Genomic DNA, 23,218 nt, shown 5'->3' with positions numbered 1-23,218 from the left:
CCGGCGGGGTGGCTCCCGAGCGCCGCACGCGCTTGGGTTCGGTCCATCGGAAGACCGGAGGTGAACCGTGCGGGGTTGGCTGGTTTGGGTTCTGGCGGGAGCGCTCGCGGCGGGGCTGCCCGCGTCGGGGTCGGCGTCCCCCGGGCACTGCGGGGTGGACGTGCCCGGCGCCGAACGACAGGTCGCCGTCTGCCTGGACGATCTGACGACGACCGGCACCGTCGCGTCCGGGCACACGGTCGAGGCCGATTGGGCCGGGCTGACGTCGGCGGGGCTGCCGGCTTTCCGCGGGGTGCCCGGCGTGCAGGTCGACGGGTACTTCCCGGACACGTCGACGGCGAACACCAACCACGGCTGGAACCACGACGCGCAGTTCGTGCTGCGCCTGCCGGACCGGTGGAACGGCGGCCTCGTCGTCGCCGGGGCCCCCGGCGTGCGGCGCCAGTACGCGAACGACCGCGCGATCGGCGACCAAGCGCTCGCGGAGGGGTACGCGTTCGCCGCGACCGACAAGGGCAACACCGGCGCGGCGTTCTTCACCGACGGCGTCCGGCCGGGGGACGCACTGGCGGAGTGGAACTCACGCGTCACGCAGCTGACGGTGGCCGCGCGGGGCGCGGTGGCGCGGCGCTACGGGCGCCCGCCCGCGCGGACCCTCGCCGCTGGGCTGTCCAACGGCGGGTACCTCGTGCGGTGGCAGCTGGAGAACCGGCCGTGGCTCTACGACGGCGGCGTCGACTGGGAGGGGACGCTGTGGCGGGCCGAGGGGCCGAACCTGCTCACGTTCCTGCCGCCGGCCCTGCGCGCGTACCCGGCCTACGCGGCGGGCTCGGCGTCGGCCCACCAGTCCATTTTGGACGCCGGGTTCGCGCCGGGGTCGGAGTTCCTGTGGGACTACCACTACCGCGTGTACTGGGACCTGACCCAGCGGATCTACCGCGAGGAGGTCGACCCGTCGTTCGACGGCGCCCTTGCGGTCGGGATCCCTTTCTGCGCTTCGGGAACGCCTTCGTGCGACGCGGACTACGCGTATGCCACCCGGCCGGCTTCGGTGGCGCGGGCGGTCGAGCGGATCTCGCTGACCGGGCGGATCGGCAAGCCGCTGCTGACGCTGCACGGCACGCTCGACACGCTGCTGCCGATCACGCGCGACTCCGACGTCTACGACCGGATGATCACGTCCGCCGGGCGCGGGGCGCTGCACCGGTACTACCGGATCGACGGCGGCAACCACGTGGACGGGCTCGTCGACCAGTTCCCGGACCGGCTGCGCCCGCTGGGCCCGTGCTTCCGGACGGCGTTCGACGCTCTCGCGGGCTGGCTGCGCGGCGTGCGGCCGCCGGCCTCGGCGACGATCGCCCGCCCCGCCGGGGCGACCCCGGCGGAGCTGGCGAAGACGTGCGACCTGGCCGGCCGCCCCTGATCGGGGATCAGCCGGTACCGGGCCGCCGGACCCGAACCGGGTCGAAGTGCGCATTTCCCCGAGCATGCCGCGGCGGCGTGCGCGAATCACGGAAAATAAGGTGAACCGGATCGAACCGGCGTCCGTACTACTGGGTGAGGGGCCCGGTCTACCCGCCGCGAAAGCCGCTTCTACCTGCAGTTTTGCCATCCGGATGGTCGACCCCGTTCGGCCGCTTGCGGGAGTGCGGCGCGTCATTCATGATGGGCTTCGGGGTCCGCAAAATTCGTTGATTTCGCATAACCAGGTGTCGGCCATGCTGCGGAAGAACCGTCCGTCCGGAAGTGAACGTCATGCTGCTACCTGTGCCTGGGGCCCCCTGATGGCCGCGGACCTGCCGGGCCTCGCGATCGTCGCCGGGCTGCTCCTGCCGGCCTTGGCCGCCGCGGCCTGGGCGATCTCCCTGGAACGGCGTCCGCGCCGGACCCCGTCCGAGCCCGAGGCCGAGCCCGACTTCACCGTGGCCGGCATCCGGTCGCGCCTCTTGCAGGAGCACGCCGCGCGGCAGCTGGCCGAAGCGCGCACGGTCGCCCTGCCGACCCTGCCGATCCCCGTGCAGACCCGGCGTGAACCGGCGCGGGAACGGCTGCCGGCGCGCGTGGCCGGTAGCTTTCCGCCGCTGACCCGCCCGCGGGCCGCCGCGGTCCTGGCCTCCCCGTACGCCTTCGCACCCCCGGACATGGACCTGATGCGGCGCATCCTCGACGGCTTGCGCAAGCTGGACTGACGCCGTCAGGAACCCAGCGCGGCGGGGGACTCGCCCTCCGGAACCAGCAGCCGGGGTGCGCCCGAGCCGTCGGCGGGCACCGACCAGACGTCCGCGTGGCCCGGCCCGCGGGGCACGGCGTAGCCGATCGTGTGGTCGTCGAGCCAGGCGGGCTGGTCGTCGATGCTGCGGGTCTCCGCCAGTGCCGTCACCCGCGAGGCCGCCAGGTCCAGCACCGAAAGCCGCCAGCCGCGGGCCGGGTCGCCGTCCACGGCGGACTTGAACGCCACCCGCGTCCCGTCCGGGGACAGCGACGGGCACTCGACGTTCTCGCGCAGCGTGCGGACCGTGTGCGCGGCGAAGTCGCCCGCGACCAGGTAGCGGTGGCCGGCCGTCGACATCGTCGCGTAGAAGTGGCGGTCGTCGCGGGTGAACGTGACGCCCCAGAAGTTGAGGTCGGCGGCCTGGTACGGCCGGCCGTCGAGCGTCACCGCGTAGTCCTCCAGCGTGCCGGCCAGGTCACCGGTCGCCGTGTCGAGGATGCCGGCGCGGGTGGAAAACAGGCCGCCGTTGTACGAGTCGCCGGTGACGAAAACCGTCCACGCGAGCATCCGGCCGCTCGCCGACACCCGCGCCCGGTTCGGCAGCCCGACCAGCGGGATTTCCCGCTGCACCGCCAGTCCCCGGTCGAGCACCGCCAGCTGGTAGGTCGTCAGGTCGCCGTCCTGGCGCAGGCAGAGCCCGGTGCCGCCGGCGGCGTACACCCGCGTGCACGACAGCGGCGACACCGTGCGCGGGCCGGCCGGATCGGTGGCGGACACCGTGGCGACGTGCCCGCGGTCGGCGTCGGCGGTGCTGCGGAACAGCAGCCGCGGGCCGGGGGAGAGGCTGACCGCGCCGGTCGCGGTGACGTCGTGGCCGCGCGCGCTCGCGAACCCGACGTACGCGACCGCCGCGCCGGCCAGCACGAGCACGCCGGCGACCGCGATGAGGATCCGGGTTCTCACGCCGTCACCTTGCGCGGGGAGAGCACCACGAACGTCACGGCGATCGCGACCACGGCCCCGCCCGCCGCGACGGAGATCGCCGGACCGGCACCCCAGAACTGCCAGGCCAGCCCGAACAGGATGGACGAGGTGAAGTAGGCAAGCGCTTGCGCGGTCTGGACGAGCGAGATCCCCGTCGTGCGCAGCGACTCCGGCAGCAGCGGGCCGGCCAGCGCCATCAGGACGCCGTCGGTCGCCGCGTAGAACGCGCCGTACAGCGCCAGAGCCGCCGCGAACAGCGGCCAGCCGGACACCGGCCCGGCCAGCAGCAGGTACACCAGCGCCAGCGCGCCGTACCCGCCGAGCACCACGGGCAGCCGCCCGACCCGGTCGGCCAGCGCACCCAGCGGCGCGGCGAGCAGCAGGTAGCTGAGGTTCGTGCCGACCGCCAGCAGCGGGAACCAGCCGGTGGCGATGTCCTCCTTGTGCTGCAGCAGCAGGTAGACGAACCCGTCGCCGACGGTGGCCAGCCCGAGCACGCACGCCGCGACCAGCAGCCGGCGAACGCCGCTGCCGCGCAGCAAGGCCGCCGCCGCGCGGGGCGAGACCGCGTTCGCGGCCGTTTTCGGCGTCCGGCGGTCGCGGACGAACAGCACCAGCAGCAGCACGCCGATCGCGGCGATGCAGAAGCTGACGACGAACACGGCGTTGAACGCTTCGGGGTCGGTGGCGCCGACGGCGGCCAGCACGGCGAGCGCGACCAACGGCCCGGCGAACGCGCCGACGCTGTCCATCGCGCGGTGGATGCCGAACGCGCGTCCGAGCAGCGGTTCGGGCGCCGACAGGGTGATGAGCGCGTCCCGCGGTGCGGTCCGCAGGCCCTTGCCGGTGCGGTCGAGCGTGATCACCGCGCCGATCGCGGTGGCCGACGCCCCGGCCGCGAGCAGCCCGAGCTTCGCCACCGCGGACAGCGCGTAACCGGCGCCGGCCACGACCTTGCGCCGCCGGACCCGGTCGGCGACGTACCCGCCGACGATCCGCAGCAACGCCGTCGCGCCGGTGTAGAGGCCGTCGACCAGCCCGTACGCGGCCGGGCTCAGGTGCAGGCCGAGCACCAGGTACACCGGCAGGACTGCGGTGACCATCTCCGAGGAGACGTCGGTGACCAGGCTGACGGCACCCAGCGCGAAGACGTTCGCGCCGACCGCCGAGAGCTTGCGCCGGGACATCGCCCCAGCATGCTCTCGGCGGCCGATGGTGGACAGGTACACGCGGTTACTGCCAGACGTCGAGGATCGGCGACTTGCTCGCGGCGTTGCCGATGCCGGGCAGGCCGGCGGACGCCTCGATCGTGCGCAGCACGGTGTAGTGGTTGATCGACTCGCTGTAGCTGCCGACCTTCACGTTCGCGCCGGTGAACGTCGTGAAGATCTGGTTGACCGACGTGCCGCTGTCCTCGTCGAAGGTGGTGATCAGCAGGCTGTTGTGCGCCTTGGCCCACTGGGCGTAGGCGTCGAGGTGGTTCTTCAGCCAGGTGTCGCCGGTGCCGATGGAGCAGTCGTGCATGTCGTTGCACATGTCCGGCGTCACGAAGGAGACGGCCGGCAGCCGGGTGAAGTCCGTGGGGAAGCTCGAGAACTGGACGTTGCTCGCGGCCGGGACGTTCGAGAAGTCCACCCAGCTGTTGTGCTTGCGCCGGTAGGTGCCGCTGGAGCAGCCGGTGTAGCCGTCCGACGGCATGGCTTCGGAGTAGCCGGTGAAGGTCTTGCCCGCGCCGATGAGCTGCTGGCCGAGGTTGGCCTTCGCGCCGAGGTTGGCGGGGCAGGTGTCGTCGGTGACGCCCTGGGTGGCGCCGGAGAAGAGGGCGACGTAGTTGGGCTGGCTCGGGTGCGTGATCGCGAAGGAGTTCGTGAACTTCGCGCTCTGCGAGGCGAGGGTGTTGAAGTAGGGCGCGCTGGAACTGCCGTTGATCGAGGAGAACTTCTTGTTCTCGAACATGACGAGGACGATGTGGTCGAACGCCGGCACGGCGGTCGCGGCCGGCCGGACGGCGGTGGGCTCGTCCGTTCCGGTGACCACGGCCGCGGTGACCGCACCGGCGGTGACCAGGGTGGCCGCGGCGAACGCGGCGAAGATCCGCTTGCGGATCATGGGTCCTCCAGCGCTGAGGGGGTGGGCGCCTCATGGTGCCCACGGGAGAAGACCGGTTCGTGAGGTGCTGTGGTCCGGCTCGTGAACACCAGGAAACCTCCGGCGGACAACGGAAAGAGTGAGTGAACCACTTTCCGGTGTCAACCTCCTTTGGTACTGTCCACAATGGTCGGTCAGGGGTTTGACAGGTCGCTCCCAGCTCGCTCGAAGGAACGGCGCCGACACGGGACGCCCGCACCGCCGCGGCCGCGCAGGTCCGCCGCCGCGACGGCTTCGATCAGCCGGTCACGGCCGTCTTCGCCGTGGTAGGCGATCCAGGGCACGACGCCGTTGCGGCGCCGGTGGCCGGCCAGGTCGAGCCGGTGCGGGGGCAGGCCGCGGTGACGCTGCGTGCCGCCCGGTCGAAACGGTCCGCCGTCGTCGCGAACGAGCGCGCCGGGAGTCTCCGCGGGTGGAACCAGGTGAGAGTGCTCCGGGGTGGGACGCGATCGAAGCCGCGGTCGCCGCGCACGTCCCGGCGCAGGAACCGCTGCACTGGGGGACGGACACCCTGCCCGGCCGGGGTGGCATCTACGGCATCAGCGCCTACCGCGGCGCCGGGCACTGGCTCCTGGTCACCTTCGGCCTGACCGAGCTGTTCGCCAAGGAGAGCGACGACCCCGGCACCAGCGGGTGGGGGTTCGAGCTGACCATGCGCGTCCCCGCCGCCGACGGACCGCCCGGGGCCTGGACCCTGAACCTGCTCCGGCAGCTCGGCCGGGCCGTCTTCGTCACCGGCCGGGTGTTCGCGGCCGGCCACCGCCTGGATCCGGGCGGCCCGATCACCGGCTCGGCGGACACCCGCCTCACCGCGATCGCGTTCGCCGACGACCCGGTGCTCGGGCCGATCGCGACGCCGCACGGGGCGGCCCGGTTCCTGACCGTTTTCGGCATCACCGCGGCGGAACTGCGCACCGCGCAGGAGACGAGCACCGCCGAACTGCTCGCGCCGTTCCGGGCCGGCAACCCGTTGCTGATCACCGACCCGGCGCGGTAATCCGGTCGTGCGGCCGTGGTGGAGCCGTTAACCTCCGGCACCATGGACGGCAAGCTCCTCGACCGGATCCGCGGCGCCCGGCGGATCGCCGTGCTGACCGGCGCGGGCATCTCCACCGCTTCCGGGATTCCCGACTATCGCGGCCCCGAAGGCATCTGGACGCGCACGCCGAGTGCCGTGCACGCTTTCACGCTCGAGAACTTCATGGCCGATGCCGCGGTGCGCCGGGAGTTCTGGCGTACGTACGCCGGCCACGCGGCCTGGCGGGCCGGACCGAACGCGGCACACCGCGCACTGGCGGAACTGGACGGCACGGGCGTCGCCGTCCGGGTGCTCACGCAGAACGTCGACGGCCTGCACCAGCGGGCCGGCCTCGCCGCGCGGAAGGTGCTCGAACTGCACGGCACCATGCACACCACGCGGTGCACCGGCTGCGCGGCCGCGTTCCCGTCCGCCGATGTGCTGGCACGGGTCGAAGCGGGCGACGACGATCCTTCGTGTCCACGCTGCGGTGGGATCCTCCGGCTCGGCGTTGTCCTGTTCGGACAGATGCTGGACGGCGAAGTCCTCGGCCACGCGCGGACCATCGCGGCGGCGAGCGGGCTCTTCCTGGCGATCGGCAGTTCGCTGCAGGTGGAGCCGGCGGCGTCGCTGTGCGCGGTCGCCGCGCGGGCCGGAGCGACGCTGGTCATCGTCAACCGCGACCCGACGCCGTACGACGAGGACGCCGATTTCGTGCTGCGGAACGACATCGAGGCCGTCGTCCCGGAACTCTGCGCCGCGGTGAACGGATGATCCGCGAGGCCCGCGACGACGACTGGCCCCCGATCTGGCCGATCGTCCACGATGTCGTCACCGAGCAGCGGACGTTCCCCTGCGACCCGGCGATGACCGAGCAGGAGGCGCGGCGGACGTGGTTGCGGGCTCCGCCGGCGCGGGTGGTCGTCGCCGTCGACGGTGACCGGGTGACGGGGACGGCGAACATGTACGCCAACCGGCCCGGCCCCGGCAGCCACGTCGCTTCCGGCAGCCTGATGGTCGCGAAGGCGGCGCGCGGCGAGGGCGTGGGGCGAGCCCTCGTCACCGACCTGATCGGCTGGGCGCGGCGGAGCGGGTTCGCGGCGATCCAGTTCAACGCCGTCGTCGACGTGAACGTGGCCGCGATCCGCCTCTACGAGAGCCTGGGGTTCGTGACACTCGGCACGGCCCCCGGCGCGTTCCGCCATCCCACCGCGGGCGACGTCGGGCTCCGCATCATGTGGCTGGACCTTTCGCCGCGACGGTGATCAGTTGTCTGCGCCCTCGGAAATCGGGTCCCTCGGCGCCGGTTCGGACAGTTCTTCGGCGAAGATGGTGTCGATCTTCCGGGTCGCGGTCCGCAATTTCGCGACACTCGCGGCGACCAGCACGAACGCGGCAGCCGGCACCACGAGCAGCACGGGCGGCCACCCGAGGCCGGTCACGGCACCGGCGCAGAACAGGGCGAAGATCAGGAAGACTGCCCGCCCGGCGACCCGCGGCCACGCGGGGCGGGGCTTGGCGTGCCGGCCGCGCGGCGTGCGGAGAACGGGCCGCGCGAGGGCAGCGTGGACACTCATCCAAACCTCCGGAAATGTCGTCGAACCGGCCGGGAGGGATTCCGGCGGCAGTGCCGGCGCGTAACCACGCACGGACGGCACGTGAAGTGTGTCGGCCAGAACCGCGCTCCGGTTACCGGTCGTTATTGGTTCGAGTCCCAATTCGTGAATCGAATTATCTGTCGTTTCCAAAGCTTTTCCGCACCAGGGCCGTTGGACCCGGATCCGCGTGCCGGAGGTCCCGTGCGGCCGGCTCAGGAGCCGTGGCCCTTGCCTTTGCCCTTTCCGGGGTTGTCGGTCTTCTCGGGCTTGCCCTGCTTCGGCGGCTCGGCGGTGGCGATCGGGGTCGTCTGCGTGACGGCGGCGGGTTCGAGCGACGCCGGTCCGCTGCTGGTTCCCGGCTGCGGACCGGTGCCTCCCGCGCCGGAGTGCGGCGCCGGGGTGCGGGATTCCGCGAGCGGAGGCGACGACGGCGGCGTTGAAGAAGCGGCCGGGGAGTTCGCGGCGGGCAGCTGGGCGGGGGAGCCGGTCCCGGTGTCGTGCTGGACGAGCAGCACCGCGGCCACCGCAGCCACCGCGGCGGCGGTCAACCCGGCCGCGGCGGCCAGCCGCCGGCGTTTCGGGCGGCCGACGGGCGGCGAAGTGACGGGCGTGACGTGGTGGACGTGCGTCGGAGCGTCGGCGGGGGTGCCGCCGGCGGCGGCCTCACCGCGGCGTGCGGGGCTGGGGGCCGCGGCTGTGGGGTGCGCCGGATCGGCGGCTGGGTCTGCGCTGGTGGCGGCCGAGCCGTGGGCGGCCGCGGTGGTGTTGTCGGCGGCCCAGGTGCGGCTGCGCTCCGGTCTGCTCCACGGCAGCGTCGGCGGCGGGGCGTGGAGCATGGCCAGCACCTTCGCGGCCGTGGGCCGGTCGGCGGGTTCGCGTTGCGTCATCCGGCGCAGCGTGTAGCCCAGGGCCCTCGGTACGTCTTCCGGGATCCGGGGCGGTCTGGTCAGCCGCGCCATCGCCGCCTCGGCCATTGTGCCCAGGTACTCCCGTTGGCCCGTCAGGCATTCCAGGAGGATCAGGCCGAGGGCGTAGACGTCCGCCGGCGGGCCCGCCGGCTCGCCGGACACCTGCTCCGGCGCCAGGTAGGCGGCCGTGCCCGGGATCAGGCCCGTGCCCGTGATGTGGGTGGCGTCGAGGGCGTGGGCGATGCCGAAGTCGCCGATCAGGGGACCGTCCGCGGACAGGAACACGTTGGCCGGCTTGAGATCGCGGTGCACGATCCGCTGGGCGTGCACGTGGGCCAGTGCCTCGGCGAGCCCGTCGGCCAGTGCCAGCACGTCCGACGCCGGCATCGGGCCGCCCAGCAGCCGTTCCGCGAGGTTTTCCCCTTCGACCAGCTGCATCACCAGGTACGTCCGGCCGTTTTCGGTGCCGCTGTCGAGCAGGGCCACCACGCCCGGGTGGCTGATGCTGCCCTGGATCGTCATCTCGCGCAGCCGGCGGCGCTGGTCGAGCGCCACCGCGTCCCGGTCGTAGATCTTGACGGCGACCTCGCGGGCCAGCCGCACGTCGTAGGCGCGGTAGGCGCGGGCCGTGCCGCCGCTGCCGATCAGCCTGCCGACCTCGTAGCGCCCGCCCAGCAGCGCGGGCGGCCGCTCGTCGTCGAGGGCGCGTCGCGGGGTGATGGCGAATTCGCCCAGTGCGTAACGACCGGACGTGACCTCCGCCTCGTCGCTCGTCGGCGGGCGCTTCGTTCTCCCGGCTTCGTCGGCCACGAGCGCCGGGTACCCCGGACCCTGGCCCGGCAAACGTCGGAAGATCACGAAGAAAGTATCGTCCGCGGGCCCGCCGGCGTGACAGTCAGGTCGCGATCACCGCCCCGCGAACGCGTCCACGCCGGTGAGCTGCGCCGACAACGTCCACAAGCGCGCGGCCTCCTCGCGGTCCAGGGCGTACCGCCGGACACCCCCGGCAGCGAGGCCCTCGGCGTCCTCCGGCGCGAGCTCGGCGACGTCGCAGTCCTCCAGGTACAGCCCGCCGAGCCCGGCCAGCTGCGGCGAAGTGGCGGCCCAGACCGTGGTCGCCGCGCCCTGCTCGGGAGTCTTGAACTGCACGAGGTAGTTCCCGGCTTCGTCGATCCAGCCGCGTTCGATCATTTCTTCACGGGGCAGGTGCCGCTGCAGCGGCGTCATGATGCCGCCGGGGTGCAGCGCGAACGCGTGGACGCCCTTCTCGGCGCCCAGCTCGTCGAGCCGGACGGCGAAGAGCACGTTCGCGGTTTTGGCCTGCCCGTAGGCCGCCCACTTTTCGTAACCGCTTTCGAACTGGACGTCGTCCCAGCGGATCGGCGAGTAGTGGTGGCCGCGCGAGGACAGCGAAACCACCCGGGCGCCTTCGGCGATCGCCGGCCACAGCCGGTTGACCAGCGCGAAGTGGCCGAGGTGGTTGGTGGCGAACTGGGCCTCCCAGCCGGGCCCGACGCGGGTCTCGGGGCAGGCCATGATGCCGGCGTTGGCGATGAACAGGTCGATCCGCCGTCCGCTCGCCAGAAAGCGTTCGCTGAAGGTGCGGACGCTTTCGAGGTCGCTCAGGTCCAGCTCGTCGACCTCGACGTTTTCGACGTCGGCGAGCGCTTCCTCGGCGGTCTCGCGGCGGCGGGCCGGGACGACGACGTGGGCGCCGGCGCGGGTCAGCGCGCGGGTGGCTTCGATGCCGATCCCGGAGTACCCGCCGGTGACGACGGCGAGCTTCCCGGTGAGGTCGACGCCGGCGACGGCCTCGGCGGCCGTGGTGGTGGCGCCGAAGCCCGAACCGATCTTGTGCTGTGCGGTGGTCATGGATCCGACGCTACGGGCTGGAGTGCACTCCAGCGCAAATCGCGGCCGGGGCCGAAACGGGGGACAATCAGGGGGACAGGCGCAGCCGACCCAGGAAGGCTCTGATGTCCGACTACTACGGGAACCAGCCCCAGGACGTCCGCCCGGGGATCGACGCGCGCCGCTTGTGGGCGGGCGGCGTGGCGACGGCGGTCGTCGCGGCCCTGCTCGCCGTCGTCGGGCTGCTGATCGCGCGCGGGATCTTCGAAGTCGAAGTGCTCGCCCCAAAAGGCGAAGGCGTCTGGGGCAACGCGAGCACCACGACGTACGCGCTGGTCGCCGCCGCGGTGGCCCTGCTCGCCACCGGGCTGATGCACCTGCTGAGCGTGGCGACGCCGGCGCCGTCCCAGTTCTTCGGCTGGATCATGGTGCTGGTCACGCTGATCGCCGTGGTACTGCCGCTGACGCTGGCGGTCGCGCCGAGCGCGAAGATCGCCACGGCGGTGATCAACCTGGTGATCGGGCTGGTGATCGCCGCGGTGGTGAACAGCATGGCGGCCAGCGCGCGGACGCTGCACCGGCGCCGCAGCCAGCAGAGCGCCGCGCCGCCGCCGAACCGGCAGCAGCCGCCGACCCGGCAGCAGTGGACCGAGCAGGACCCGCCGACCCGCTACTACGACCGGTGACCGTGGTGGACATCCGGGAGACCAACCGCCGGGTGATCGAGCAGTTCCGGGCGGGCGGTGAGGTCGAGGGCATGCACCGGGAGCGGCTGGCGCTGCTCACGACGACGGGGCGCCACACGGGGGAGCCCCGCACGGTCCCGATGATGGTCCACCGCGACGGCGACCGGCTGCTCGTGGTCGCTTCGAACGTGGGCGCGCCCCGGCACCCGGACTGGTACCTGAACCTCGAAGCCGACTCACGGGTGCGGGTGGAGGTGGACGGTCGCGAGTTCGACGCGGAGGCGCTGCCGCTGCTCGGCGCGGACTACGTGCGGACGTGGACGGAGCTGGAGGAGCACTACCCGTTCCTGGCCGATCACCAAGCGAAGGCACGGCAGGCCAAACGGGCGATCCCGATCGTCGAACTGTCCGAAGAGGACTGAGCCGCTACCGGCGCTTTCCCCACCGCTCGTCGGCCGGTTCCTCTCCGCGCCGCAGCGCGTCCAGGTAGGCCCGATCGACGGCGAAGCGGGCCGCCACCTCGGGACCTTCGGCCACGGCGCCGTGGCCGGGGATCACCACGTCGACGTGCCGGGTGGCCTCCTCCAGCCGGTCGAGGGCCGCCCGGTAGGCGGCAGGCTGACCATCGGGGCGGCGCGGGTCGAGGAGCGGGATCAGGACGTCGGAGAGCATGTCGCCGGCAATCAGGACGCCACGGTCGGCGAGGAGGACGGCGGCGTGGCCGACGGCGTGGGCGTCGTGCTCGATGAGCTCGCCCGGCACGGGGCTGCCGTCCGCGGGCAGCGGGGTGAGGAGCGCGACCAGGTCGAGCGGGATGCCCGACGCGCTCTCCGCGGCCATCGCCTGCGCCCGCTCCCGGGCTTCCGTGGCCACCTCCGCGGCGGCGGGAGTGGCGTAGCGGGGCACGTCGCCGAACCGGGGGTGCCAGAGCAGGTGGTCCCAGTGGGGGTGGGTGCAGAACCCCGCGACCACCGGCAGGCCGAGCTGCTCCACGTCATCGGCGAGCTGGTCCAGCTCGGCACCGTTGATCCCGGGATCGACCAGGACCAGGCCATCGTCCCCGCGCACGACGGTGGTGTTGCTCCAGACCCACTCGCTCTGCCGGACCCAAACGCCGTCGGCCACCTGCTTCAGCATCGGTACACCGTGTCAGTCGGCTCCGCCCGGCGCAATCAAGTCCGCCGGGCGTGTCCCACCGCGGAAACCGCCGGGCACGGGCGGCGGGGCTACCTGCTCGCCACCCGCCGGTACCGCGCCGTGGCCAGCGGAGCGAAGACCGCGATGATCACCACGCAGCACAGGATCGCGTACAGCGCCGCGTTCTCCGCCGGCCACCCCGACGGCGGGGCGCCGAACCGGTTGCCGAACAGGTCCCGCGTCGCGTTGATCACCGCCGTGAACGGGTTCCAGTCCGCGATCGCCTTGAGGAACGGCGGCAGCGTCTGCGTCGGGACGAACGCCGACGAGATGAAGCTCAGCGGGAACATCCAGACCAGCCCGAGGCTCTGGGCGACCTCGACGCTGCGCGCCGCCAGGCCGATCAGCGCGCCGACCCAGGACAGCGCCCACGCGAACATCAGCATCACCAGGTAACCGAGCAACGCGTCCCAGAAGCTGCCGCGGATCCGCCAGCCGACGAGCAGCCCGCACAGCGACATCACGACCAGCGCCACCACGCTGACGACGAGGTCCGACGTCGTGCGGCCGAGGACCACCGCGATCCGGGACATCGGCAGCGAGCGGAACCGGTCGATGATGCCCTTCTGCAGGTCGTTGGCGAAGCCGATGACGGTGAACGCCGAGTTGAAGGCCACCGTCTGGGCGAAGATCCCGGCGATGAGGAACTCGCGGTACGCCGCGCCGCCCGCTTCGCCGCCGATCGCGTTGCCGAAGACGTAGGCGAACAGCAGCACGAACATGATCGGCTGCAGGGTCGCGGCCATCAGCCAGTCGGGGTTGCGGCGGACGTTCATCAGGTTGCGCCACGTGACGATGCCGCCGTCGGAGATGCCTTTCGCGAACGCGTTCACTTCGCCGCCTCCTCGGTGGCTTCGGCACCGTGGCCGGTCAGGGACAGGAAGACGTCGTCCAGCGTGGGCCGGTGCAGTCCGACGTCCTGGACCGCGATGCCGTGGGAGTCGAGCCGGCGCAGGGCCTCGATGAGCGCCTTCGGCCCGGTGTCGACGAGGATTTCGGCCCGCCGTGTGTGGTCGTCGCCGGTCGGTTCGCCGGTGCCGACCTCGCGCAGGACGTCCAGGGTGACCGGCAGGTCCGCGGCCGAAGCGACGACCAGCTCCAGGCGTTCGCCGCCGATCTGGGCCTTGAGCTCGTCCGCGGTGCCGCGCGCGATCACCCGGCCGTGGTCGATCACCACGATCGAGTCGGCGAGCTGATCGGCTTCTTCGAGGTACTGGGTGGTGAGCAGCACGGTCGTGCCGTCGGCGACGAGCTCCTTGATGACCGCCCAGGTGTCGAGGCGCCCGCCGGGGTCGAGGCCGGTGGTGGGCTCGTCCAGCACGACGACGGCCGGTTCGGCGACCAGCGCACCGGCCAGGTCGAGCCGGCGGCGCATCCCGCCGGAATACCCCTTCGCCGGCCGGTCGGCGGCCTCGGCGAGCCGGAACCGCGCGAGCAGCTCCCGGGCGCGCGACCGGGCCTGAGCCTTCCGCCTGCCGTAGAGCCGGCCGACCATGTAGAGGTTCTCGAAGCCGGTGAGGTTCTCGTCGACCGCCGCGTACTGGCCGGACAGCCCGATCCGGCGCCGCACCTGGTCCGGCTCGGCCAGCACGTCGTAACCCGCCACGAACGCCTCGCCCGAGTCCGGGCGCAGCAGTGTGGTCAGGATGCGCACGGTGGTGGTCTTCCCGGCGCCGTTCGGGCCGAGCAGCCCCAGCACCTGCCCGGCCGGGATGTCGAGGTCGACGCCGTCGAGCGCGCGGGTCGAACCATAGGTCTTCACGAGCCCGCGTACCCGGACGGCGACGTCCGGTTCCGGCTGTGGCATGTCGGCTCCCCTTCCGGTGACACCCGACAAGCTAGGCCACCCTGTCTGGTTTGTCCTCCGGGTTTCTCCCGGAGACGCCCCGGACGTGAAGAGGCGGGGAGACCGGATTTCCCGGTCTCCCCGCCTCGGCGGTGCCTGTGCTTCAGGTCAGCTCAGGGTGACGGCCACGTCGTCGATGACGAACGAGGTCTGCAGCGAGCTGTCCTCGGTGCCGGTGAACTTGAGCGCGAGCGTGCTGCCGGCCGCCGACGAGACGTCGATGGTCTTGAGCGCGTACCCGGTCGCCTTGTTCAGGTTGGAGTAGCTGCCCAGCGTCGCGCTGCCGTTGGCCACGGTCAGCTTGTCGTAGGCGGTGGAGGTGGTCGTCTCCGCGGTGTCGATGTGCAGGTAGAACGTCAGGCTGGCGTGGCAGCCTGCCGGGATGGCGACCGACTGCGCGACCGACTCGGTGTGGGTGGAGCCGTAGCCGTCCAGCCAGGCGCTGTACGTGCCGCCGTGAGCCGCTTCACCCGACGAGCTCCACTGGCCGATGGCGGCCGTGGTCCCGGTCCAGCTGCCGCTGCCCGATTCGAAGCCGCCGTTGACGATCTTCTGGCCGGAGCAGCCGCCGGTGGTGCCGACGGTCCAGGTGAACGACGCCGTGCCGGTCCTGGCGGCCGCGTCCTTCGCCGTCACCGTGACGTTCGAGGTGCCCGCGGTGGTCGCGGTGCCCGAGATCGTGCCGGTGGAGGCGTTGATCGACAGGCCGGCCGGGAGGCCGGTGGCCGACCAGGTGTACGGCGCCGTGCCGCCCGAGGCCGACAGCGGCAGGTTCACCGCGGCGCCGGTCGTGGTGGACTGGTTGCCCGGGCTCGAAACGGTGACCGTGCCGGTCGCCGAGCACGTCGGGTCGGCCGACTGCGCCGGCACGCTGATCGCGTCCCACGCCGCCTTGACGGTGTTGAACTCGGTGCAGCTGCCCGGGAAGAGGTTCTTCGCCGCGGTCAGCGTCCAGGTGCGGTACTTCAGGTACGAGCTGCCGGAGGTCTTGAGCAGCATCGCGTTGTAGAAGATCTTCACCGCGGTCTGCACGCCGAGGCCGGTGACCGAGGAGCTGTTGCACGTGGTGCTGGTCGGCTGCCCGTTGGTCGGGTTGGTGCCTTCGGCCAGCAGGTAGAACCAGTGGTTGCCGGGGCCGGCGGCCGCGTGCACCTCACCGTTGGGGACGGAGCTGTCGTAGCAGTTCTTGTCGCCCAGCGCCGACGGGTTGTACATGTTGCGGATCGGGCCGGAACCGACCAGGTTCACCTGCTCGCCGACGAGGAAGTCGGGCTGGTCGTAGGGAGCCGGCTCGTTCGCGAACCACTCGGTCGAAGCACCGAAGACGTCCGCGACGAACTCCTGGGTGCCCGAGCCGGAGATGCCGCCGGGGGTGTGGTCGTCGATGCCGTGGCCGTGCTCGTGCGCCACGACGTCGATCGAGCCGATCCAGCCGCCGGCGGTGTTCTTGCCGATCTGGACCTGCGTGCCGTCGTAGTAGGCGTTCTGGTCGTTCAGGCCGACGCGGATCGGCCAGCCGCCGCCGCTGCCGTCGAAACCGTTGCGGCCCAGCCACTGCGAGAGCATCTTGTTCTCGGTCTGGGCGGCGAACAGTGCGTCGACGCAGCCGGTTTCGCGGTTGCTGGCGGTGCCGTTGCCCCACAGGTCGTCCGGCCCGCTGAACGTGGTGTTGTTGGCCGCGTCCTGGCAGGCCGTGTTCGTGATGGCCGGGTCCTTCAGCGTGTACGTGCTGCCCGAGTGCGTGGTGTCGAGGTGCACCGGGTTCGGGCCGTTCCACGCGCTGGTGCCGTCGCCGTTCATGACGTGCTCCTGCGTGTGGAGCACCTTGCCGGTGGCGGCGTCGACGACGACGTCGAGCCGGCTCGGCCCTTCGGCGTCCCGGCCGACGACGGTGCTCTTCCACGCCAGCGTCGGCGTGCCGAGCGCGTAGACGACCTGCTCCGCCGGGCTCACGCTGTCCACGGCGGACAGCTGCTGCCGCGCGGTCGCTTCGGCCGCGGCCTTCGACACCTTCGCGGTGGTGGTGGCGAGGTTGATCGTCTGGTCCTGGGCGACGGAGGTGCCGAGCACCTGGCCCGTCGAGTTGGTCGCCACCACGAAGTCGCCGCCCACCACGGGCAGGCCCTTGTAGCTGCGTTCGTAGGGGATGTACTGGAGGCCGTTGGTCGAGGAGATCGCCTTCTTGGCCAGGAAAACGTCGTCCGCGCCGGCGTGCAGCACGGCGGGCTTGCTCGCGACGAGACCGGCCGCCGCGGAGACGGCCATGGTCTGGGCGTCCTGGACGGCGTTCGGGGCGGCGGGCTGGGCCTGGGCGGTCGTGGTCGTGCACACCGCGGCGATCAGCGCGCCGCTCGCGGCCAAGACGATAGGACGTCTCAGTTGCATCGAGAGATCTCCTCCGGGCAGGGCGAACCGACCCGGGGACAAAGCCGGGCCGAGAACGGGGATGGCGGGGAAAATGGTGCGGCTTAGCGGAAATCAGGATCCGGTGTACAAGCCTCGTGAACAAGCGACGAACGTACGGTCTTATCCGGAAGTCGCAATACCTCCTAAATAGGACATTCGACACCATTAGGACTTCGGCTGCTGACTGTCCATTGAGGACTTGATCAGGATCACCGCCGTTCGGACGATCTTGACTGCGTCCGAACGACGAGGGCCCCTTCGCCGGAGTGATCGGCGAAGGGGCCCTCGGTGGTGCTGGGGTCAGGCGGTCTTCTCACGCTTCGGGAGCTTCCAGCCCGGGCGCACGAAGTGGCACGTGTACCCGTTCGGGATGCGCTGCAGGTAGTCCTGGTGCTCCGGCTCGGCCTCCCAGAAGTCACCCACCGGGCTGACCTCGGTGACGACCTTGCCGGGCCACAGCCCCGAGGCCTCGACGTCGGCGATCGTGTCTTCGGCGACGCGCTTCTGCTCGTCGTTCTCGAAGAAGATCGCCGACCGGTAGCTCAGGCCGATGTCGTTGCCCTGGCGGTTCTTCGTCGTGGGGTCGTGCACCTGGAAGAAGAACTCGAGCAGGTCGCGGAACGTGGTCCGGGCGGGGTCGTAGACCACCTCGATGGCCTCGGCGTGCGTGCCGTGGTTGCGGTAGGTGGCGTTCGGGACGTCGCCGCCGCTGTAACCGACCCGGGTCGAGAGCACCCCGGGCTGACGGCGGAACAGCTCCTGCATCCCCCAGAAGCAGCCGCCGGCCAGGACGGCCCTTTCGGTTGACGTGGTCACGGCGTCACTCCTTCTCCTCGTGCGGTGTTACCGCCTGTACAACTTCCCCGGGCCCCCGATGATTCCACGCGGGCATTACGGAAGCCTGACGTCCGGTGCCCCCGATTCGCCGTCGCTTCCGGCGGTGCGACGTGGGACGATGGGCCCGGGACGGGATGACTCCCGGGAGGCGCGATGCGCGACGACATCGCCTCGGAACAGACTGGCGGCGCGTTGGTCGCCGAAGTGCAAGGCGAGTTGGACATCGACTCGGTGTTGCGGTGGACGACGGTGCTCGAAGCCGCCATCTGCGAGCTGCCGGGGCCGCACCTGCTGGTGCTCGACCTCGGCAGGTTGGAGTTCCTTTCGGTCCGGGGGGCCGTCGGCGTACTGCGCGTGTTCGCCCTGTGCCGGGAACGCCGGATGGCGGGCTGCCTGATCGCGCCGTCCGGCGGCGAGGTCGAGCGAGCGGTCCGGCTCACCGGGCTGAACGTTCAGGTGCCGGTGTTCGCCCACCGGCTGCTCGCGATCGCCGCGTACCAGCCGGTCGAAATGCGGTGGTGGCTGTCGTGCTAGCTCGCGCCGTTCAGCGGCGCGGCCAGGATCTCGGTCAGCCGCGGTCCGACATCCACGACGCCGTCACACTTAGTGGCGACCGGCTCGGCGCACACCGAGACCGGCCGCCGCAGGCTTCGGCGGAGCGGAGTCAGCCGAGCCCGTAGGTCTGCGGATAGTCCGCTGTGCACACGAGCGTGTCGCGGTGGGGGCGGTCGCCTGGCGGGGCGATCAGCGGGCTGGTGGTGTGCATGAACCGAGCATCCTCGAACACGATGAGCTGTCCGGGTTCCAGCCGCTGCGCGTGAACGGGCGTGCCTGGGTCCTCCGGGCGGAACAGCGACGTCGAGGCGCCGGTGCCGGCTCGGTCCACGACATAGATGAACACGAGCTCCTCTCCGTCGGCGTGCGGTCGGGTCACGATGTTGGTGAACGTCCGGAAGATGTTGACACCGAACGTCCCCCGCGGCCGGCGGCGGTATACCGGAACCAGGCTCAGCGCGGCGCGGATCCAGGACGCGAACAGCGGATCATGGGCCACCGGGGTACGCGAGTACTCACGGCGCTCGGGGCGTCCGCCACGGTCTTCGATGGCGATCTCGGGGTGCTCGGTCAGGGCCGGGGTCTCGCCGTGCCACGCGTACTCGACGACATCACGGGCGCGTTCCCGGTCGGCGGGGATGTCGCCCGGGTAGCGGCGGAGCACGTCCGGGGTGAAGTACGTGCGCAGCAGGTGGTCGCGCAGCCGTGTGCCGGGCAGGCCGAGTTCATCGTCCGACACGACCACGTAGCCATCGGTGTCGAGTTGCTTGCGAACCAGCGAGAGGTCTTCACCGGCAGAATCGGAAAGGTCGAGAGCCATACGTTCGTCCCAACGTGGAGGAAGGGGAGCGTGCGGAGTTGGTTCAGCCGAACTGCTCGGCCTGGACCCGGCGGATCAGCGCGCGGCTCTCGTCGGGTTCGAGGGAGGCGGCCACCAGAGCGCCGTGGTACCCGCGGTAGTACTCGACCGTCTTGGCGGTCTCGATGTGCCGGAATCCGGCGTGGGTTTCGATGTGCACGATGTCGCGGTCCAGCTCGTTCTCGAACTCGAAATAGGCGTACATGCAGGTCATCGAGAATTCCGGGGGGTGGGAGAACGGGAACACGCGCAGTTCGATGTTCGGCGCGGTCGACCGTTCGACCAGGTGGTCCAGCTGGGCGCACATGATCTCGCGAGACCCGACCAACTGCCGGACGGCGCACTCGTGGGTCACCGCGACCAGCTTCAGCGGGGGCATGTCGTCGCGCTCGGTGAGGACGTGCTTGCGGTGCTCCCGCAGTTCGACGAGCCGCTCGACCTCTTCGGCCGACCACCACGGCTCGTGCGTCGAATACTGGGCGCGGGCGTAGTCGGGAGTCTGCAGGAGCACCGGCAGCAGCGGGATCGTGTAGATCCGGGCCACCGCCGCTTCGGACTCGTACGCGAGGTGGGCGTCGAGCCCCGGGGTCGCCGTGGTCTGCGAGTAGTCGGTCCACCAGCCCTGCCGCCCGGACGCCTTCACCCAGCGCATCAGCTGCTCGGCCAGCTGCGTGTTCTCGATGCCGTAGAAGCGGATCAGGTCGCGGACGTCCCTGGCCTGCGGGCTGCCCTGCGCGTTCTCGAGCCGGGAGAGCTTCGACGTCGAGACCAGCAGCGCTTCGGCCACTTCCTCGAGGGTGCGGCCGGACTCGTCGCGCAGGCTCTTGAGCGTGTCCGCGATCCGTCGGCGCGGCACGATCGGGCCTTGCGTGGTGACCATGGGACCTTCGTTCTTGCGATACGCTGGGTTGCAGGGCGGGAACTGGTGTTTTGGGATTCCCGCTGAGCAAGACAGTACCGGAGCCGGGTCCGCACTTCCGCCGTTTTGCCTCGTATGGGCTAGCGAAAGGCCCCGTGTACGTGGTCCAAGGCGTACCTGCCGGACGGCCGGATGGGTTGCGGGATGCAACCCCGCAGTGTGGGATTTGCATCGGACGGGTTCGACGGAACTTGGTTGCGGCACGGAAATTGACGTAGAGAATTTCCGGCTCTATGAGTCTCGGGGCGAGGTCTGTCCCATTACGAATCTCGCATCGACTTTACTTTTCGTCGTCCCGGCGTGCTACTGATGACAGTGTCAGTCTGCTCGGGGACGGAGTCCGGTCGATGATGAATATTCTTGTCTCGTGGATATCTCTGTTGGCGTCGATCGGCGCTGTGGGCGCGGCGATCTGGGCGACCCGTCGAAACAGTGTGTCCTTGCTGAAGGCGAATTCGCTGCGCGTAACCACCGAAGTCTTCCAGCAAGTTCGTTCGGTCGAGTTTCGTGAGCATCTGACCAAGGTGTTCGCTGGAATCGGTGAGGATCCCCCCGAGGGGGAAGGGATCGACTCGCTCTCGGCGGCACACCGAGACAGCGTGTATGCAGTATGCTACTTCTTCGATTACTTGGGTGTATTGTTGGCTTTTGGCATGATAGAGAAGGATGTTATCCTGAGTTCTTTGGGGACGCATATCATGCGGGCCTGGTATCTGCTGCAGCCCTATATCATGGCGGAACGCGTATATCGGATACGTGTGTGTCCGAGTGATGCACCCACCGGTTTCTTGGTTTACTTCGAGTATTTGGTCGTTCTGGTGCGAAAATCGGGTGGTCGAAGCGCAAGCGAGGTCATCGTGCGGCGACTGGGACTGCCTAAGCTTGACATGCCTGCTGTCGGTGGCACGAGCGACGGAATGCATGTTTGATCCCTGTACGGTCGGTAACCGCCCTGCCCGGTGGACGCGCTCCCGGTCCACCGGGTTTCAGGTCACTCGCCGCGCATCGAGCGGCGGATCTCGGCCAGGCGGTCCTTCGCCGCCTGGTCGCGGTCCGCGATCTTCTTGTCGAGGGTCTCGGCCGTGTTTTCCGTGCCGAGGCCGGCGACATCGGCGGCGCCGAGCGACGTCGTGTACCGGTTCTCGATCTTGTCCCGGACGAAGTCGAAGCTGGGCACGCCGCCTTCGCTGTAGTCCGGGTCCGGCAGCGGTGCCGGCGGGATCGCCAGTGCCGCGGTCGGGGTGTCGTCGACGATCTCGCCCTCGACCACGTTCGGGTCGCCGTCGGGTGTGCTCATCTCCCGACCTTAGCGCCGGTGGGGGCAGTCCGGCCGGGACCAGTGGGTAATTCGGCCGTGGGCCGGGCCGGTGCGGTGGGGAATTCTCGACGGGCACAGCCGGTGTCCGGAGGGAGCAGACCATGAGTGCCGGGACCTACCGCGCCGAAACGGCGGAGATGGCAGCGGTCGTCGAGGCGGTCGAAGACGTCGGGTCGGCCTTCCGGTCGGCGACCCGCGACCTGGAAGGCCTGGTGCTGGACGCACTGTCGTTCGCCGGGATCGGCAGCGCGGTCGCGGCCGCGAACTCGGCGTTGCACTCCTCGCTGGCCGGCGCGCTCCAGAAACTCCTCGACCTCGTGACGAACGTGAACCAGAACGTCCGGACGGCCGCGGAAGGCTACCGCGCCGCGGACTCCGACGTCGCCCAGGCCTACGGCGGCGGGCAGGGAGGGGGTGCCGCGGCCGCGGCGGCGGCGCCACGGCAGCTGGATCCCCGCGTCGTCGACTCGATCATGCGGTCCGAAGGCGCGACGGGGGAGCAGGGCGGCGTGCCCGAGGCCTACGGCTTCCGGCAGAACATGCACAACGGCTACGACCGGATCATCGCCGCGCGCGAGCGCTACGGGATCGGCAGCGCCGAGGAACGCGCGGTCGTCGCCGACCTGATGACCGCGAACGCGCGCACGGCAGGCGCCCTCGAATTCACCGATCCCGGCACCCAGGCCGCGATCATGTCCGGGGCGCACATGCGCGGGGCCGGCGGCGTGCGGGCCATCCTCAACCACCTGGCGGGCGACGACATCGTGCGGAGCTCACGCACGCTCGGCGACGCGGCGATCCAGCACGTGCAGGGCCTGACGCCCGAGCAGTTCCAGCAGGAGTTCCGCGACGCGCGCATCGAATACGACCGCCGGATCTACGGCGGGACGACGACCACCCAGGGCGGCCACACGCAGAACTGGTGGGACCGCTACGGCACCGGCCTGACCCGGCGCTACGACCGCGAACAGACGGAGTTCCTCGGGCTTTCCCGGCCGCCGGAGTGATTCCCGGTTCTCCCGATTCGAAGATCGGTCGGCTGGGCACTCTCTTTGCGTAGCCGAACGACAACGGGAGGCGCACGATGAACCGGAGGATGATCGCACTACTGGGCGGGGTCGCCGCGATGGCGGGGACCGTGGCGTTCGCGGGAACGGCTGAAGCGGCGTCGACGCCGTGCAGTGCCGAAGCGAAGGCCTGCGTCCAGCGCAGTTCGAATACCGCGTGGCTGACCGACGGCGCCGGGAACGTCACCTACGGCGGCGTCCCGATCACCGTGGGACTGCCGAAGTACCCGACCCCGCTGGGGAAGTTCCACGTGCAGTACAAGGACATCGACCACTACAGCAAGCAGTACAACGGGCCGATGCCGTACTCGGTGTTCTTCACCACCACCGGGGTCGCGTTCCACCAGGGCAGCCTGAAGGCCAAGTCCCACGGGTGCGTGCACCTTTCGCACGGTGCCGCGGTGACCTTCTACAACTCGCTGCACCCGGGTGACGTCGTCGAGGTCGTGCCCTGATCCGTCCGTTGTGGACGGTCGAGCAGCGCGCCGGTGACGGCGCCGAACACCACGTGATCCAGGATCTGCGGCCCCCGCGGCAACGCCCGCACGGCGGGGTACGCGCGGGCCGCGATCCCGAGATCCAGCGCCGCGATGGCCAGACCGGCGACCGCGCCACCACCGGCGCCGAGCCGCCGGCGACGCGCGGCCGCGGCGAGCACGCAGGTCCAGGCGCCGGAGACGACGACGTGCGCGACCAGCCCGGCGGCGACGCCGGGCCCGGCGCGCCGGCCCGGCAGCGCCGTGGCCGCCCCGCCGGTGGGCCGCCAGTACTCCCCCCCCGGGAGGATGGCCGACGCGGGCGTCGGGTTA

26 protein-coding genes are annotated in these 23,218 nt (G+C 70.9%); 11 read left to right on the top strand and 15 right to left on the bottom strand.

Features of this window, described 5'->3' with window-relative positions:
- Positions 1-67: 67 nt before the first annotated feature.
- Positions 68-1,423, top strand: coding sequence for a tannase/feruloyl esterase family alpha/beta hydrolase (locus AB0F15_RS24900; protein WP_360274669.1), 1,356 nt, complete (start codon positions 68-70; stop codon positions 1,421-1,423).
- Between the two features lie 361 nt (positions 1,424-1,784).
- Positions 1,785-2,189 (top strand): hypothetical protein, encoded by a 405-nt coding sequence (locus AB0F15_RS24895; protein ID WP_360274667.1) that lies wholly within the window; start codon positions 1,785-1,787, stop codon positions 2,187-2,189.
- 5 nt (positions 2,190-2,194) lie between these two features.
- Here AB0F15_RS24895 and AB0F15_RS24890 read toward each other — a convergent pair whose 3' ends face one another.
- Genes AB0F15_RS24890 through AB0F15_RS24880 form a run of 3 tightly spaced genes read right to left on the bottom strand, consistent with a single transcriptional unit; the run spans position 2,195 to position 5,305 of the window.
- Positions 2,195-3,175 carry a hypothetical protein gene (locus AB0F15_RS24890; protein ID WP_360274664.1) on the bottom strand — a complete coding sequence of 327 codons (981 nt, stop codon included), beginning with the start codon at positions 3,173-3,175 and terminating at the stop codon, positions 2,195-2,197.
- Complete coding sequence (locus tag AB0F15_RS24885) at positions 3,172-4,383, bottom strand: MFS transporter (RefSeq protein ID WP_360274661.1); 1,212 nt, start codon at positions 4,381-4,383, stop codon at positions 3,172-3,174. Before AB0F15_RS24885 ends, AB0F15_RS24890 begins: the two co-directional genes overlap by 4 nt.
- 46 nt (positions 4,384-4,429) lie before the next feature.
- On the bottom strand, positions 4,430-5,305 hold the full coding sequence (locus tag AB0F15_RS24880; protein ID WP_360274658.1) for an alkaline phosphatase family protein: 876 nt from the start codon (positions 5,303-5,305) through the stop codon (positions 4,430-4,432).
- Positions 5,306-5,756: 451 nt separating this feature from the next.
- On the opposite strand from AB0F15_RS24880, the gene AB0F15_RS24875 reads away from it, so the two are divergent.
- The 3 genes from AB0F15_RS24875 to AB0F15_RS24865 are packed head-to-tail and all read left to right on the top strand — an operon-like array spanning position 5,757 to position 7,627.
- Entirely contained in the window at positions 5,757-6,341 is a 585-nt protein-coding gene (locus AB0F15_RS24875; RefSeq protein WP_360274655.1) for a suppressor of fused domain protein, read from the top strand.
- Positions 6,342-6,383: 42 nt separating this feature from the next.
- A complete protein-coding gene (locus tag AB0F15_RS24870) occupies positions 6,384-7,136 on the top strand; it encodes a Sir2 family NAD-dependent protein deacetylase (protein ID WP_360274653.1) in 753 nt (250 codons plus the stop codon).
- Complete coding sequence (locus AB0F15_RS24865) at positions 7,133-7,627, top strand: GNAT family N-acetyltransferase (protein WP_360274650.1); 495 nt, start codon at positions 7,133-7,135, stop codon at positions 7,625-7,627. The genes AB0F15_RS24870 and AB0F15_RS24865 overlap by 4 nt, the downstream gene beginning before the upstream one ends.
- On the opposite strand, the gene AB0F15_RS24860 is transcribed toward AB0F15_RS24865, so the two are convergent.
- The 3 genes from AB0F15_RS24860 to AB0F15_RS24850 all read right to left on the bottom strand — a co-directional run bounded on the left by AB0F15_RS24860 (position 7,628) and on the right by AB0F15_RS24850 (position 10,740).
- The gene (locus AB0F15_RS24860; protein WP_360274648.1) at positions 7,628-7,939 is read right to left on the bottom strand and encodes a hypothetical protein; all 312 of its coding nucleotides are present in this window, start codon (positions 7,937-7,939) and stop codon (positions 7,628-7,630) included.
- A 233-nt stretch (positions 7,940-8,172) separates the two neighbouring features.
- Positions 8,173-9,726 carry a protein kinase gene (locus AB0F15_RS24855; RefSeq protein ID WP_360274645.1) on the bottom strand — a complete coding sequence of 518 codons (1,554 nt, stop codon included), beginning with the start codon at positions 9,724-9,726 and terminating at the stop codon, positions 8,173-8,175.
- 48 nt (positions 9,727-9,774) lie between these two features.
- Positions 9,775-10,740, bottom strand: a complete 966-nt coding sequence (locus AB0F15_RS24850) for an SDR family NAD(P)-dependent oxidoreductase (RefSeq protein ID WP_360274642.1) — start codon at positions 10,738-10,740, stop codon at positions 9,775-9,777.
- Positions 10,741-10,844: 104 nt separating this feature from the next.
- Between AB0F15_RS24850 and AB0F15_RS24845 the strand changes: the two genes are divergently transcribed.
- On the top strand, positions 10,845-11,405 hold the full coding sequence (locus AB0F15_RS24845; protein WP_360274639.1) for a DUF6069 family protein: 561 nt from the start codon (positions 10,845-10,847) through the stop codon (positions 11,403-11,405).
- The gene (locus AB0F15_RS24840; protein WP_360274637.1) at positions 11,402-11,827 is read left to right on the top strand and encodes a nitroreductase/quinone reductase family protein; all 426 of its coding nucleotides are present in this window, start codon (positions 11,402-11,404) and stop codon (positions 11,825-11,827) included. Before AB0F15_RS24845 ends, AB0F15_RS24840 begins: the two co-directional genes overlap by 4 nt.
- Positions 11,828-11,831: 4 nt before the next feature.
- Here AB0F15_RS24840 and AB0F15_RS24835 read toward each other — a convergent pair whose 3' ends face one another.
- The 5 genes from AB0F15_RS24835 to msrA form a co-directional block, all read right to left on the bottom strand.
- Positions 11,832-12,542, bottom strand: a complete 711-nt coding sequence (locus AB0F15_RS24835; protein WP_360274634.1) for an MBL fold metallo-hydrolase — start codon at positions 12,540-12,542, stop codon at positions 11,832-11,834.
- 89 nt (positions 12,543-12,631) lie between these two features.
- Positions 12,632-13,435, bottom strand: coding sequence for an ABC transporter permease (locus AB0F15_RS24830; RefSeq protein WP_360274631.1), 804 nt, complete (start codon positions 13,433-13,435; stop codon positions 12,632-12,634).
- On the bottom strand, positions 13,432-14,409 hold the full coding sequence (locus AB0F15_RS24825; RefSeq protein WP_360274628.1) for an ATP-binding cassette domain-containing protein: 978 nt from the start codon (positions 14,407-14,409) through the stop codon (positions 13,432-13,434). Before AB0F15_RS24825 ends, AB0F15_RS24830 begins: the two co-directional genes overlap by 4 nt.
- A 147-nt stretch (positions 14,410-14,556) precedes the next feature.
- Positions 14,557-16,833 (bottom strand): M4 family metallopeptidase, encoded by a 2,277-nt coding sequence (locus tag AB0F15_RS24820; RefSeq protein WP_360274625.1) that lies wholly within the window; start codon positions 16,831-16,833, stop codon positions 14,557-14,559.
- Positions 16,834-17,154: 321 nt separating this feature from the next.
- Positions 17,155-17,670, bottom strand: a complete 516-nt coding sequence (gene msrA / locus AB0F15_RS24815; RefSeq protein ID WP_360274622.1) for a peptide-methionine (S)-S-oxide reductase MsrA — start codon at positions 17,668-17,670, stop codon at positions 17,155-17,157.
- A gap of 174 nt (positions 17,671-17,844) precedes the next feature.
- On the opposite strand from msrA, the gene AB0F15_RS24810 reads away from it, so the two are divergent.
- Positions 17,845-18,225, top strand: a complete 381-nt coding sequence (locus tag AB0F15_RS24810; protein ID WP_360274620.1) for an STAS domain-containing protein — start codon at positions 17,845-17,847, stop codon at positions 18,223-18,225.
- 130 nt (positions 18,226-18,355) lie between these two features.
- Here AB0F15_RS24810 and AB0F15_RS24805 read toward each other — a convergent pair whose 3' ends face one another.
- A complete protein-coding gene (locus AB0F15_RS24805) occupies positions 18,356-19,066 on the bottom strand; it encodes a 2OG-Fe dioxygenase family protein (RefSeq protein WP_360274618.1) in 711 nt (236 codons plus the stop codon).
- A gap of 43 nt (positions 19,067-19,109) precedes the next feature.
- Positions 19,110-19,985: a helix-turn-helix transcriptional regulator gene (locus AB0F15_RS24800; protein WP_360274616.1), complete on the bottom strand. Its 876-nt coding sequence runs from the start codon at positions 19,983-19,985 to the stop codon at positions 19,110-19,112.
- 386 nt (positions 19,986-20,371) lie between these two features.
- Here AB0F15_RS24800 and AB0F15_RS24795 point away from each other — a divergent pair, with 386 nt between their 5' ends.
- A complete protein-coding gene (locus AB0F15_RS24795; protein ID WP_360274614.1) occupies positions 20,372-20,953 on the top strand; it encodes a hypothetical protein in 582 nt (193 codons plus the stop codon).
- Between the two features lie 62 nt (positions 20,954-21,015).
- Here AB0F15_RS24795 and AB0F15_RS24790 read toward each other — a convergent pair whose 3' ends face one another.
- The gene (locus tag AB0F15_RS24790) at positions 21,016-21,321 is read right to left on the bottom strand and encodes a hypothetical protein (protein ID WP_360274612.1); all 306 of its coding nucleotides are present in this window, start codon (positions 21,319-21,321) and stop codon (positions 21,016-21,018) included.
- 122 nt (positions 21,322-21,443) lie between these two features.
- Here AB0F15_RS24790 and AB0F15_RS24785 point away from each other — a divergent pair, with 122 nt between their 5' ends.
- Both AB0F15_RS24785 and AB0F15_RS24780 read left to right on the top strand, forming a co-directional pair.
- Positions 21,444-22,349 (top strand): hypothetical protein, encoded by a 906-nt coding sequence (locus AB0F15_RS24785; protein WP_360274610.1) that lies wholly within the window; start codon positions 21,444-21,446, stop codon positions 22,347-22,349.
- Positions 22,350-22,426: 77 nt separating this feature from the next.
- On the top strand, positions 22,427-22,864 hold the full coding sequence (locus tag AB0F15_RS24780) for a L,D-transpeptidase (protein ID WP_360274608.1): 438 nt from the start codon (positions 22,427-22,429) through the stop codon (positions 22,862-22,864).
- On the opposite strand, the gene AB0F15_RS24775 is transcribed toward AB0F15_RS24780, so the two are convergent.
- Positions 22,819-23,196 carry a hypothetical protein gene (locus AB0F15_RS24775; RefSeq protein ID WP_360274814.1) on the bottom strand — a complete coding sequence of 126 codons (378 nt, stop codon included), beginning with the start codon at positions 23,194-23,196 and terminating at the stop codon, positions 22,819-22,821. The genes AB0F15_RS24780 and AB0F15_RS24775 overlap by 46 nt on opposite strands.
- Positions 23,197-23,218: the final 22 nt, after the last annotated feature.

It is taken from the genome of Amycolatopsis sp. NPDC026612, assembly GCF_040638285.1.
Classification (GTDB): Bacteria; Actinomycetota; Actinomycetes; order Mycobacteriales; family Pseudonocardiaceae; genus Amycolatopsis.
The sequence above is the reverse complement of the archived record's forward strand: the minus strand, read 5'-3'. Positions and strand labels throughout refer to the sequence as shown.